9 protein-coding genes are annotated in these 12,875 nt (G+C 58.2%); 5 read left to right on the top strand and 4 right to left on the bottom strand.

The features are described from left to right. Positions 1 to 44 precede the first annotated feature (44 nt). Positions 45 to 1,301: a cyclopropane fatty acid synthase gene (locus RMR21_RS02770; protein WP_498669197.1), complete on the bottom strand. Its 1,257-nt coding sequence runs from the start codon at positions 1,299 to 1,301 to the stop codon at positions 45 to 47. A 154-nt stretch (positions 1,302 to 1,455) separates the two neighbouring features. Further along, positions 1,456 to 3,768, bottom strand: coding sequence for a Tex family protein (locus tag RMR21_RS02765; protein WP_498669196.1), 2,313 nt, complete (start codon positions 3,766 to 3,768; stop codon positions 1,456 to 1,458). Between the two features lie 171 nt (positions 3,769 to 3,939). On the opposite strand from RMR21_RS02765, the gene purD reads away from it, so the two are divergent. From purD to RMR21_RS02750, 3 genes are all read left to right on the top strand, one after another. Next, positions 3,940 to 5,214 (top strand): phosphoribosylamine--glycine ligase, encoded by a 1,275-nt coding sequence (purD, locus tag RMR21_RS02760; protein ID WP_498669195.1) that lies wholly within the window; start codon positions 3,940 to 3,942, stop codon positions 5,212 to 5,214. Between the two features lie 114 nt (positions 5,215 to 5,328). Next, positions 5,329 to 5,796: a plant virulence effector HPE1-like domain-containing protein gene (locus tag RMR21_RS02755; RefSeq protein ID WP_498669194.1), complete on the top strand. Its 468-nt coding sequence runs from the start codon at positions 5,329 to 5,331 to the stop codon at positions 5,794 to 5,796. A 249-nt stretch (positions 5,797 to 6,045) separates the two neighbouring features. Further along, positions 6,046 to 7,875 carry a methyl-accepting chemotaxis protein gene (locus RMR21_RS02750; RefSeq protein WP_498669193.1) on the top strand — a complete coding sequence of 610 codons (1,830 nt, stop codon included), beginning with the start codon at positions 6,046 to 6,048 and terminating at the stop codon, positions 7,873 to 7,875. 58 nt (positions 7,876 to 7,933) lie between these two features. Here RMR21_RS02750 and RMR21_RS02745 read toward each other — a convergent pair whose 3' ends face one another. Together RMR21_RS02745 and glyS are read right to left on the bottom strand one after the other, a co-directional pair. After that, the gene (locus RMR21_RS02745) at positions 7,934 to 8,437 is read right to left on the bottom strand and encodes a 2-thiouracil desulfurase family protein (protein WP_498669192.1); all 504 of its coding nucleotides are present in this window, start codon (positions 8,435 to 8,437) and stop codon (positions 7,934 to 7,936) included. 222 nt (positions 8,438 to 8,659) lie between these two features. Then, a complete protein-coding gene (gene glyS, locus RMR21_RS02740) occupies positions 8,660 to 10,990 on the bottom strand; it encodes a glycine--tRNA ligase subunit beta (protein WP_498669190.1) in 2,331 nt (776 codons plus the stop codon). A 270-nt stretch (positions 10,991 to 11,260) separates the two neighbouring features. Here glyS and RMR21_RS02735 point away from each other — a divergent pair, with 270 nt between their 5' ends. Both RMR21_RS02735 and RMR21_RS02730 read left to right on the top strand, forming a co-directional pair. Next, entirely contained in the window at positions 11,261 to 12,217 is a 957-nt protein-coding gene (locus RMR21_RS02735) for a glycine--tRNA ligase subunit alpha (protein WP_111840739.1), read from the top strand. 84 nt (positions 12,218 to 12,301) lie between these two features. Continuing rightward, the gene (locus RMR21_RS02730; protein WP_498669188.1) at positions 12,302 to 12,853 is read left to right on the top strand and encodes a LemA family protein; all 552 of its coding nucleotides are present in this window, start codon (positions 12,302 to 12,304) and stop codon (positions 12,851 to 12,853) included. Positions 12,854 to 12,875: the final 22 nt, after the last annotated feature.

Below are 12,875 nucleotides of genomic sequence, written 5' to 3'. Positions count from 1 at the left end.
TACGAAGCGTCAAGCAAAACACCCCGGCAACCCGCGCTGCGCCGTCAAAATAGGACTTTTTCCAGCGGTGGTCGCGTCTTTTCGAATTCGCGCAGTCTCTCTTCCGTGGCGGCGATATAATCCCGATTGTCAGGCACGACGTCTCCACGCTTTGCCAGTTGAATCTGGAAAATATGGAAGCTTTCGTGCGTGAACGCCATCTCGGAACCCGCCAGATAAAATTCCCACATTCGAAAGAAACGCGCATCGTAAATGGCAATGGCTTCAGCCTTGTTGGCTACGAAACGCTCGCGCCATTTGCGCAAGGTGTGAGCGTAATGCATCGGCAATATTTCGATGTCGCGCACCAGCAGGCCGGATTTTTCGACGGCAGGCAGAACCTCCGACAAGGAGGGAATATACCCGCCGGGGAAAATATACTTTTCGATGAAGGGATTTGTGGCAAGTGCCGGATAGGGTTGGCCGATGGAATGCATTACCATCACGCCGCTACCATCCAGCAACTCCGCGGCTTTGGTGAAATATTCGCGGTAATGCGTCGGCCCGACATGCTCGAACATTCCGACCGAGACGATACGGTCATATTTGCTGGAGGCGGACAGATGACGATAGTCCTGCAAGTCGAAACGCAGCTTGTCCGCCAGCCCGCGCTTGTGCGCGCGGTCGCGCGAGACCCGCAACTGCTCTTCGCTGAGCGTAATGCCGGTAACATCAACACCTGAACTTTCAGCCAGATACATCGCCATGCCACCCCAGCCGGAGCCGATTTCGAGCACCCGCTGGCCGGGCTCCAGCATGAGCTTTGCCGCGATGTGACGTTTCTTGGCGAGCTGCGCCTCATAGAGGCTGATGCCGGGCGGATTGAAGTAGGCGCAGGAATATTGCCAGTCCTCGTCCAGAAACAGATCGAACAGTTTGGCGCTCAAGTCGTAGTGGTGGGCGACATTGTCCCTGTTGTGGTTGACGGGCAGATGCATCTTGATGCGCGATGCAATGATGCGTGCCATGCCGCGCCAGACCATGCCGAACGTAAGCGCTTGGCTCAGCGTGTTGCCTTTGATCAGTGCCAGAAAATCATAGATGTCGCCTTCGACGACAGCCATGCGGCCTTCCATATAGATTTCAGCAAGTTTGAGGGCGGGATCTCCCGCAATCTCATCCATCGCCGCATCATCGGTGAAGTTGAGAGCAACTTTTTTCCCGGTCCCGTCTCCATAGACATGCAGCCCGCTGGGCGCGGTTACCACGAGATTGCCGGTCTTGACTATTTTTCCAAGCAAAGCATGCAGAGACGAGGCCATTTTACCCCCAATAAGCTAAGTCTCACTTATCAATTGGGGTAAAGCTATCGCTTTCATTCAAACTTTCAAGCGGGTCTACTTTCAAATAAATTGAATAATTTCATGCCGTAAAAGCGGCTTCCTTTGAATGGAAACCGCTCTTTTCAACCTTGGATCAACGTTTCTTCATGGCTTCGGCCATCGCCGCGGCCAATGCACCGCCGGGTTGCGCCGTCTCTGTGCGCGGCTGCGGCTTGGCGCTGGCATGGCGCATGACATTTGCGGTGCCTTTTTCGCGCATCGGCTGAGGTGCCGCCTCACCTCCGTCCTTGCGCATGGTCAGCGCAATGCGCTTCCGTTTCACGTCCACCTCCACCACGCGAACCTTCACCACATCGCCAGCTTTCACGACCTCATGCGGGTCCTTGATGAAGCGGTCGGCAAGCTGGGAAACGTGAACCAGACCATCCTGGTGAACGCCGATATCCACGAAAGCGCCGAAGGCGGCCACGTTAGTCACCGTTCCCTCCAGCAGCATTCCCGGTTTCAGATCGGTGATTTCATCGACGCCATCGGCAAAGGTTGCGGTCTTGAAGCTCGGGCGTGGATCGCGGCCGGGCTTTTCCAGTTCGGCAATGATATCTTTGACGGTGGGTAGACCGAACTGCTCATCGATAAACTGTTTCGGGTCCAGAGATTTCAATGCCGCGCTGTCGCCCATCACAGAGCGCAGGTCGCGACCGCAGGCGGCGACGATCTTCTTGGCAACGCCGTACGCTTCCGGGTGCACGGAAGACGAATCCAGTGGCTCCTTACCATTGGGAATCCGTAGAAATCCGGCGCATTGTTCGAATGTGCGTTGGCCGAGCCTTGGGACTTTCAGCAATTCCTTGCGGCTGGCAAACGGCCCGGTCTGGTCACGGTGCAGAACGATGGCATCGGCAATCGAGCTACCCAGGCCCGAAACGCGAGACAGGAGTGGTGCCGATGCCGTATTGAGATCGACACCCACCGCATTCACCGCATCTTCGACAACAGCATCCAGCGAGCGCGACAGCTTGCCCTGATCCACGTCATGCTGGTACTGGCCGACGCCGATGGACTTCGGCTCGATCTTCACCAGTTCTGCCAGCGGGTCTTGCAGACGGCGGGCAATGGAAACAGCACCACGGATGGACACGTCCAGATTGGGGAATTCGGCAGCGGCACTGGCCGAGGCCGAATAGATCGATGCGCCAGCTTCTGAAACGATGACCTTGGTGGGTTTGGGCCCGGCAATCTGGGTCAGCATATCCGCCACCAGCCGCTCCGTTTCACGGCTGCCGGTACCGTTGCCGATGGAAATCAGCTCGACATTGTGCTTGCGCACCAGGCTTGCCATCTCCGTCTGCGCCCCGCGAATGTCGTTCCTCGGCGGGAACGGATAAACCGTCGTCGTGTCCAGCAGCTTGCCTGTGCCATCGATGATGGCGACCTTGACGCCGGTGCGAATGCCGGGATCTAGGCCCATGGTGGGGCGCGAACCGGCAGGCGCCGCCAACAGCAGAGCATTCAGGTTACGGGCAAAGACGTGGATGGCCTCTTCTTCCGAACGCTCTCGCAACTCGCGCATCAAATCCAGCGAAAGCGACATGGAAAGCTTGACGCGCCACGTCCAGCCGGCAACCTCCATCAGCCAAGCATCGGCGGGACCGGCACCGCGAATATCGAACGCGCTGGCGATGCTGCGCTGCGCGGGCTTGACCGGCGATGGATCATCCGCATCCACATCGATGGTCAGCGTCAGCACTTCTTCGTTCCAGCCGCGCAGCATGGCCAGCGCACGGTGGCCGGGAACGGTCGCCCATTTTTCGGAATGGTCGAAATAATCGGAGAACTTTTCGCCCGTCGCCTGCTTGCCGTCCACCACCTTGGCTCGGAAGGTGGCGTTGCGGCGCATATAATCACGCAGACGGCCGAGCAGATCAGCATTTTCGGTCATGGTTTCGGCAACGATGTCGCGGGCACCCTCAAGCGCCGCCTTCACATCCGCGACCTCTCCCTGCACATAGGCCTGTGCCAAAACAGAGGGGTCCGAACTGCGATTGTCCCATATGGCCTGCGCCAACGGGCCCAGTCCACGCTCACGGGCAATCTCGGCGCGGGTACGGCGCTTGGGTTTGTAGGGAAGGTAGAGGTCTTCGAGTTCGGCCTTGGTCGCGGCAGACACGATCTTGACCATCAGTTCATCGCTCATCTTTCCCTGACCGCTGATGGAATCAACGATCGAAGCGCGCCTTGCGTTGAGTTCTCGCAGATAGGACAGCCGTTCCGCCAATGTGCGGAGTTGGGTATCATCGAGCCCGCCGGTCACTTCCTTACGATAGCGGGCGATGAAGGGCACGGTCGCTCCCTCATCCAGCAGCGCAATCGCTGCCTTCACCTGTTCGGCGCGGGCGTTGATCTCGGAAGCGATGGTTGGTGCAAGGCGGGCATTATCTGCGGACATATGGTTCTCTGAACTGTTTTAAATTTGCCAGAACATAGATACTGAATGTGGCATGACAACAAGAAGCTTGCGCGATTCCACAGAAAAGCATGGGCTGAGCTTGACCTTTCAGCCCTTGGCCCTTAACGCCCCAACAACACGATTAAAGGCGAGATGACAGGGGTGTCGACCATGAAAGTTCTGTTGATCGGTTCCGGCGGACGCGAACATGCGCTGGCATGGAAAATCGCCCAGTCCCCCCTTCTCCAACACCTTTACGCCGCCCCCGGCAATCCCGGCATTGCCGAACACGCCACGCTGGTCTCGCTCGATGTCGAAGACCATGCTGCCGTCATTTCCTTTAGCAAAGACAAGGATATCGACTTCGTCGTCGTCGGCCCGGAAGCACCGCTGGTTGCTGGTCTGGCGGATGATCTGCGCGCCGCAGGCATTGCCACCTTCGGCCCATCGAAGGCAGCGGCTCAGCTTGAGGGCTCCAAGGGTTTCACCAAGGATCTTTGCGCCCGTTACGATATCCCGACAGGCGCCTACCAGCGCTTCCATTCTGCAGAACCGGCGAAGGCCTATGTTCGTGAACAGGGCGCGCCGATCGTCATCAAGGCCGATGGTCTGGCAGCGGGTAAAGGCGTGACAGTCGCGATGAGTGAGGCGGAAGCGCTGGCCGCCATCGATGATTGTTTTGATGGAGCCTTTGGTGCTGCTGGCGCTGAAGTCGTGGTGGAAGCCTTCCTCGATGGCGAGGAAGCCAGCTTCTTTTGCCTTTCCGATGGCAAGACGGCTCTCGCGCTGGCCACCGCGCAGGACCACAAGCGCGTCGGCGATGGAGACACCGGCCCCAATACTGGTGGCATGGGCGCCTATTCGCCAGCGCCGGTGATGACGCCCGCGATGGTCGAGCGGACCATGAAGGACATCATCGAGCCGACGATTAAGGGCATGGCGAAGGATGGCAACCCTTTCTCCGGCGTTTTCTTCGCAGGCCTGATGATCACGAAAAAAGGCCCGGAGCTGATCGAATACAATGTCCGTTTCGGCGATCCCGAGTGCCAGGTGCTCATGATGCGCCTGAAAAGCGATCTGCTGCCCATTCTCTACGCCACGGCCACCGGGACGCTTGACCAGGTGACGGCAGAGTGGAGCGACGATGCGGCGCTGACCGTCGTTCTGGCCTCCAAGGGCTATCCCGCATCCTACGATAAGAACACGCCGATTGCCCATATTCCCGATGCACGCGAAGATGCGAAGGTGTTTCATGCCGGGACAGCGCTCAAAGACGGACAATTGGTCGCTACCGGCGGACGCGTGCTGAACGTCACGGCACTCGGCAAAACCGTAACGGAAGCACAAGCACGCGCCTATGCCCTGGCAAAAGACGTGAGATGGGACAATGGGTTCAGCCGCAGCGACATCGGCTGGCAGGCCGTGGCTCGCGAGAAAGCGACGTAAAACAACCCCGGATTTCGTTCAATATTTACCAAAATTCCTGACCGGATGGAAAGGAAGTCTCGGTAAAATTGTCCCGGTCAAGCGGCAGAACGGCTGCGGGAAACGGGGGCTCTTATGCGCAAGACTTTGCTGACGGTCGCAATCGTGCTGACAAGCGGCTCTGCCATGGCGTCTTCCATCGACGTCATCCATGGCAACCGCACAGGCAACGGCAGCGTGGTCTTCGTAACCTGCGAGGGTTGCCCGACTGTGGCGGTCAAGACCAAACCCGCAGATGCAGCCCCGACACTTTCCCCCGGCATGCAGGATATTTCCATCCGCGATGTGGATGGCCAAAAGCAGATTGTGCGTAGAGAAGCATGGCTTGGCGGTTCGCCCGTGACCTATGTCAGCAAAAATCCGGCCTGGCTTCCGGTGGACAATACGGCAACAGCACTCGCCGAGACCGCTCCGACGATCGATACGCTGGTGAAGACATCCGCGGTGGACACCGTCATCGGCAACGACGTTGTCGTTCCTATCGCCGCAAACGCTTCCACGCCCCTGGCCTTTGATAATTTGGTGTTGCGACAATCGCAGTAGCATCGGCCATCTCGAGTCAGTCTCGAGTATCAAAAGCAACTAACGATAGAAAAACGGCTTCTGACTTTCGATAAATTGCGGCTTACTATCGTTCTCGATTAAAACTTAAATATTTATTCAGCGTTATAGTGCTTCATCTTCTGCCAGAAGGTGCGATGAGCGCACCGGTATCGCGCATCAGGCGCTTATCCAAAACATACACCAGATCGTCGCGTTATCGTTGAACGCGCCGCAGCCCCGTGAGCGCTCATGAAAAACCTGCCGATTTCCCGACAATTGATCCTGCTTGTGGTCGCCCTGATGGCGGCCTTTGCCTTGACGACCTATTTTCAGATCAAGTCGTCCGTCAATGCCATTTATGAAGAACGCTACGGCATGCTGCGCACGCAGGTGCAGTCGTCCATTTCGATTTTGCAGTCGTTCTACGATAAGGAAAAGGCTGGGACGCTGACCCGTGAACAGGCCATGGCACAAGCCTTCGCAATCGTCACATCCATGAAATATGTGCCGGATGGCTATATGTTCGGATACGACTACGATGTGAAGATGCTGTTTCATCCCGACCCCAAGCGCGTCGGGCAAAGCTTCAAGGGCAAGCCGGACAGCCAGGGCTTCAACTACCGTGACGAGTTGGTTCGCCTCGGGCGCGCCGGTGGTGGCGAGACCAGTTTTTACGGCCCTAAACCGGGCGTGGAAGGCGATACCTATCTGAAAAGCTCCTACGCCATGGCGTTCGAGCCTTGGCAAATCGTGGTCGTGACAGGCGTTTATGTCGATGACCTCCAGGCGCAGGTTCGTTCCACCATCATCAATGCCATCTCCTTCGGCGTCGGCGTGTTTCTGCTGGGCCTTCTGGCCGCCTATGTCGTCATCCGTGGTATTTCCAAGCCTCTCGACGATATTCACAAGGCGCTAGGCGAAGTCGCCAACGAGAATGTCGATCTGGCCATTCCGCACACAGGCATGAAAAACGAAATCGGTCTGATGGCCAAGGCCACCGAAGCGCTGCAGCACAAGGTGCGCGACCGCCACACAATGCAGCGCCGCCAGGAAGAGCAGCAGGACCAGCTGGACACGGAGCGCCAGAACAATCTGGACATGCAGCGTGACGAGGCCGATCTTCAGGCGCGTGTCGTTACCACCATCGGTGATGCGCTGGCGCAGCTGGCCCGGGGCGATCTCACCGTTCGCTGCCGCGACCTCGGCTCCCGCTATGCGGACCTGCGCGACAATTTCAACGAGGCACTGTCGCAGCTGGATGCGGCGATGGAAAAGGTCAATATCAAGAGCATCGATATCGGTGGTTCCAAGGACGAAATTCGCAAGGCCTCCAACGAGCTTTCGCAGCGCACCGAACGTCAGGCCGCAAGCCTGGAGGAAACCTCCGCCGCTTTGGACGAGCTGACGGTTGCGGTTCGCCAGACGGCGGATGGTGCAACGGAAGCGGCAAAGCGGGTCAACTCCATCAGCACCGATGCCAACCGCAGCGACAAGATCGTCGAGCAGGCCATCGGCGCCATGAGCGGCATCGAGCAATCGTCGGAAGAAATTTCCAAGATCATCGGCGTCATCGATGGCATCGCCTTCCAGACCAACCTTCTGGCACTCAACGCTGGCGTCGAAGCCGCGCGGGCTGGCGAAGCAGGCAAGGGCTTTGCCGTGGTCGCGCAGGAAGTGCGTGAGCTTGCGCAGAAATCCGCAGCAGCAGCCAAGGAAATCAAGGAACAGATTGCCCGCTCCTCCACGCAGGTGGAAAACGGCGTGCGGCTTGTTGGCGAGGCAGGCGATGCGCTGAAGCGGATTTCCGACCAGATCAAGTCTTCCAGCGACATCGTCAGCAAGATTGCCCATTCGGCAGCCGAGCAGGACACGACGTTGCGCTCCATCTCCTCTTCGCTCAACCAGCTGGATGCGGCGACCCAGCACAATGCTGCGATGGCCGAGGAAACGACCGCATCGGCCGAAGCGCTGGCCGCCGACACCGAAGAGTTGCTGAACCTCATTCGCACCTTCCGCGTCTCGCAGTCCTCGACATCCTCTCTGCATGACGTGGGTCAGCAGATGCGGATGGCAGGCTGACCAGCTTTAACGCGATATACCGCAAATGATGAAACGCCGGGGAGATATCTCCGGCGTTTTATTGTGTCAGCTGATCCAGCGCATCGATCTCGGCAGGCGAAAAGACGACGATGCCCGCCTCCTTCAGTAAGGCGGCAGTAACACCGTGACCAGACTGCTTGCGGCCGGAAAACGAGCCGTCGTAGATGGCGACCGAGCCACAGGACGGGCTGCCATCGATCAGCAGCGCATAGGCGCAATCATTGTCTTTCGCGAAGGCCAGCGCCCTCTGCGCCCCGGCGATGAATTGCGCCGTGACATCGCCACCGGTGATTTCGAGAACCCGCGCGCTGCCCTCCAGAACGTCGAGCCCCGAAGCCCCATTCTCGATTTCCGCAGGCGGACGCGGAACCGGCATGCCACCCGCCATTTCAGGACAGATCGTCACCAGCCTGCCTTCGCTTTTCCAACGCTCGATGGCGGGATGCGAGAACGCCTTGCCCTTGCCGTCGTAGCGAACGGCATGGCCGAGCAGGCAAGCACTGATGAGGATTTTGGAGGGCTTGTCGTTGTACGTATTCATGCGCGGCTCACCCCCCTCTGCCCTGCCGGGCATCTCCCCCTCAGGTGGGGAGATCGACCCACGGATCGCATTCGACCACCTTGGACGTTGCGAACGCGGTCCATGATGACAGTGCGGATGAACCAGCGAGCCTGCGCCCTGCTGATCTCCCCACCTGAGGGGGAGATGTCCGGCAGGACAGAGGGGGGGGTGAGCCACATATGCGACGGCAACCCGACCAACTCACCCACTGATCCTCGAGAAATCAGCAACTGTTCCTGTGGCTTCACGAATGGCCTTCAACAGCGCCAGACGGTTGGCGCGGATGGCCGCGTCTTCGTCGTTGACCAGCACATCCTCGAAGAATGTATCCACCGGTGCGCGCAGCGTGGACAGCGCCTGCATGGCCGAACGGAAATCTTCCGCCTCGACAGCCTTTGCCGCATCGGCAGACGCCGTCTTGATGGCCGCATAAAGCGCCTTTTCGGCGTCGAGTTTCAACAGGTCTTCCGAAACACTGTCGGCAACCACAGTGCCCTTCTTCTCTTCCGCCGCCAGAAGCTGCGTGGCGCGCTTGGTGCCAGCTAGAAGGTTGATGCCCTCCTGATCGGTCACGAAAGCGGTCAGCGCTTCGACGCGACGGGCGACCATAAGGAGATCGTCGGTTTCAGGCGTCAGCACAGCTTCGATGAGATCGTAGCGCGCGCCCAGATCGCGGAGGTAGACTTTCAGGCGGTCGTGGAAGAAAGAGAGGAGGTCCAAAACGTCACGATAAACCCACTTACCTTGCTTTTCCGCAACTTGACCAAAGGAACTAAGAGCTGGAGCGTTTCTAATATCCTCAGCTCCCTGAACTCCCAGCTGAATAAGTTCCTCAGCCAATTCCTGCTGCTTCTTTGATTCAAATCGAACTTTTTGAAGTAGCAATTGCTGCTTAACAACCTGGCACGGGTCGATAATGTTGAGCCGAAGATTCCGCTCCAAAATCATCCGGACCACACCAAGCGCCGCACGGCGCAACGCAAACGGGTCTTTCGAACCGGTGGGCTTTTCATCGATGGCCCAGAAGCCGACGAGGGTGTCGAGCTTGTCGGCGAGTGCTACTGTCAAACCAACCTTATCTTCCGGTAGACGGTCAGAAGGGCCATTGGGCTTCCAGTGATCTTCTATCGCGGCGGCGACTGATGATTGTTCACCCTGCAAAGTCGCATATTTGCGGCCCATCAGGCCTTGCAATTCGGGGAATTCACCGACTGCCTCGGTGCGCAGGTCGGCCTTGGCGAGAACAACGGCACGGTCCACCAATGCGGCATCGGCACCGACGATCGGCGCGAGCGCTTTCGCCAGTTCGCGAATGCGCGCCACGCGCTCACCCTGCGTGCCGAGCTTGGCGTGGAAGGTAACATCAAGCGCATCCAGCTTGGCCATGCGCTGGTCCAGCGGCTTTTTCAGGTCCAGACCGAACTTGGCGGCAGATGCATTTAGCGTTTCCAAATCCGGCAGGTCGCCCTGATCGCGAGTCCAGAAGTGCTTGGCGTCCGACAGGCGGGCGCGGACGACCTTGCCGTTGCCGTGGATGATTTCCTTGCCGCCGTCCTTGGCTTCAATGTTGGAGACCAGAATGAAGCGGTTGGAGAGGCCTTCCGCAGCGCCTTGCGGGCGGGTGACGAAGCACTTCTGGTTTGTCTTGATCGTCAGGCGGATGATTTCGGCGGGAATTTCGAGGTAATCTTCCTCGAAGGTGCCGATCAGCACCTGCGGCCATTCCACAAGGCCGGAGACTTCTTCCAGCAGGCCTTCGTCTTCCACGAGGTCCAGACCGTTGGCGAAGGCCAGATCCTTGGCATCGTGCAGGATGATATCCTTGCGGCGCTCTGCATCGAGAATGACCTTGGCTTTTTCCAGATTGGCGGAATAATCCTCGAAACGGCGCACGGTGATGGCATCCGGTGCGTGGAAACGGTGGCCATAGGTGATGTTGGATGCAACGATGCCATCGATTTCGAAGGGAATGACCTGCGTTTCATCATGCTCCGGGCCGAACATGCAGACGATGGATTGCAGCGGGCGCACCCAAGTCAGGCTTTCCGAACCCTTGCCTTCGATGCCGCCGTAGCTGGAGCCCTTCGGCATGGAGGCCGGTCCGGAGCGCATCGAAACGGGCCATGGAAACTTACGGATGATGCCGGGCATGACTTCGGCAATGATCTCTTCCGCTGCACGACCGGGCTTGTTGACGATGGCGATATAGAAATCACCCTTCTTGGGATCGGACACGACCTGCGCCTGCGAAACATCAGTAAGACCAGCGCCGCGCAGAAAGCCTTCGATGGCCTTTTCGTTTGCATCGGTGCGCGGGCCTTTCTTCTCTTCACGCACATCGGCGGAGCGCGCATTGAGGCCGCGAATGTCCAGCGTCAGACGGCGCGGCGTCCAGTATTCCCGCGCACCGTCATAGGTCAGCCCTTTTTCCACCAGCGCATCGGTGACAAGCTTCTTCAGATCGCCAGCCGCCTTCCGCTGCATACGCGCAGGAATTTCCTCGGAGCGGAGTTCAAGCAGAAGATCAGGCATATCGCGTTTCCGGTATCATGGATTTTCAGTTGGCCTCTGCTAGCAAAATTTGAGGTGGAAGCACAATGGTAATATCGGGTGGAGTTCTGCAGTTGGCGTCGAGTATGCCGCTTACCCCCCTCTGCCCTGCCGGGCAGAGGGGGTGAGCCACAAGCTCTACGCCAACGACCCCACAGAAGTTCTTGACCCACAACCCTTCCCCGTGGCACCTGTCCGCATCCAAAGTAAGTAGCCACTTACTGACAACACTCGATGGCCGTGATGACTGCAATGACCGACGTTCCAGACCATATGAACCCGAAGCGTTCCTTTCAGGCGCTGATCCTGACGCTGCACAATTACTGGGCCGACAAGGGCTGCGCGGTGTTGCAGCCTTACGATATGGAAGTGGGCGCGGGCACGTTTCACCCGGCGACCACGCTGCGGGCGCTTGGCCCCAAGCCGTGGAAGGCCGCTTATGTGCAGCCATCGCGTCGTCCATCCGATGGTCGTTACGGTGAAAACCCCAACCGTTTGCAGCATTATTACCAGTATCAGGTCATTCTGAAGCCGAACCCATCCAACCTACAGGAGCTTTATCTCGGCTCGCTGAAGGCCATCGGTCTCGATCCGTTGCTGCATGATGTGCGCTTCGTGGAAGACGATTGGGAAAGCCCGACGCTGGGTGCCTGGGGTCTGGGCTGGGAATGCTGGTGCGATGGCATGGAAGTGTCGCAGTTCACCTACTTTCAGCAGGTGTGCGGCATCGAATGTTCACCCGTTGCGGGTGAGCTGACCTATGGTCTCGAACGTCTGGCCATGTATGTGCAGGGCGTGGACAATGTCTACGACCTGAACTTCAATGGCCGCGAAGGCGAAGAGAAGATTTCCTACGGCGACGTGTTTTTGCAGGCCGAACAGGAATATTCCCGCCACAACTTCGAATATGCCGACACGGCCATGCTGCACCGCCACTTCATCGACGCCGAGAAGGAATGCAAGGCGCTTCTGGATGCCGGCGCTCCCGGTGATAACGCTAACCAGATGCTGCATAAATGCGTATTTCCGGCCTATGACCAGTGCATCAAAGCCAGCCACGTTTTCAACCTGCTGGATGCGCGCGGCGTGATTTCCGTGACGGAACGGCAGAGCTACATCCTGCGGGTTCGCACGCTTTCCAAGGCGTGCGGCGAGGCCTTCCTGATGACGGATGCGGGCGGCGCGAACTGGAACAAGGACGCGGCCTGACGACTGGCTTTAAGGCGATGACATGGGAGGCCGGAACCATTATCGTCCGGCCAGACCATAAGGTTTCATGAGGGGGACTGGGACATGTATATCGCACTGGCAATCATCGCGGCAATCGCGGTCTATGTCGTCTTCATCTATAACGGCCTCGTTACGGCGCGGCAGATGAAGGAAGAGGCGTGGTCCGGTATCGACGTGCAGTTGAAGCGCCGCGCCGATCTCATTCCCAACCTCATCGAAACCGTGAAGGGCTATGCCGCTCACGAGAAAAGCACCTTCGAGGAAGTGGTCGCCATGCGCAACCGCGCTCAAGCCGTGCCTGCTGGTGATGTCGAAGGACGTGCGCAGGCGGAAGGTCTGCTGTCTCAGGCGCTCGGCAAACTGTTTGCATTGGCAGAAGCTTACCCCGATCTCAAGGCCAATCAGGGCTTTCTGGAATTGCAGAAATCGCTTGAGACCATCGAAGGCGAAATCCAGATGTCACGGCGCTATTACAATGGTTCGGCACGCGACCTGAACGTGAAAGTGGAGAGCTTCCCGTCTAACCTCGTTGCCCGCAATTTCGGCTTTGCCAAAGCGCCCTATTTCGAAATCACCAACGAGGCGGACCGCGCCGTTCCTTCCGTGAAATTCTGATATTGAGAACCGGCATGTGGCT

The organism is Agrobacterium sp. rho-8.1 (assembly GCF_033957725.1).
GTDB lineage: Bacteria > Pseudomonadota > Alphaproteobacteria > Rhizobiales > Rhizobiaceae > Agrobacterium.
This window is presented reverse-complemented; position numbering and strand designations above follow the sequence as displayed.

Excerpts from the sequence above, each read along its gene's own strand:
- glyS (WP_498669190.1), bottom strand. The coding sequence starts at position 10,990 with ATGCCTGATCTTCTGCTTGAACTCCGCTCCGAGGAAATTCCTGCGCGT.
- RMR21_RS02765 (WP_498669196.1), bottom strand. The coding sequence starts at position 3,768 with ATGTCCGCAGATAATGCCCGCCTTGCACCAACCATCGCTTCCGAGATC.
- RMR21_RS02745 (WP_498669192.1), bottom strand. The coding sequence starts at position 8,437 with ATGAATACGTACAACGACAAGCCCTCCAAAATCCTCATCAGTGCTTGC.
- RMR21_RS02750 (WP_498669193.1), top strand. The coding sequence starts at position 6,046 with ATGAAAAACCTGCCGATTTCCCGACAATTGATCCTGCTTGTGGTCGCC.
- RMR21_RS02735 (WP_111840739.1), top strand. The coding sequence starts at position 11,261 with ATGACCGACGTTCCAGACCATATGAACCCGAAGCGTTCCTTTCAGGCG.
- RMR21_RS02730 (WP_498669188.1), top strand. The coding sequence starts at position 12,302 with ATGTATATCGCACTGGCAATCATCGCGGCAATCGCGGTCTATGTCGTC.
- RMR21_RS02755 (WP_498669194.1), top strand. The coding sequence starts at position 5,329 with ATGCGCAAGACTTTGCTGACGGTCGCAATCGTGCTGACAAGCGGCTCT.
- RMR21_RS02770 (WP_498669197.1), bottom strand. The coding sequence starts at position 1,301 with ATGGCCTCGTCTCTGCATGCTTTGCTTGGAAAAATAGTCAAGACCGGC.
- purD (WP_498669195.1), top strand. The coding sequence starts at position 3,940 with ATGAAAGTTCTGTTGATCGGTTCCGGCGGACGCGAACATGCGCTGGCA.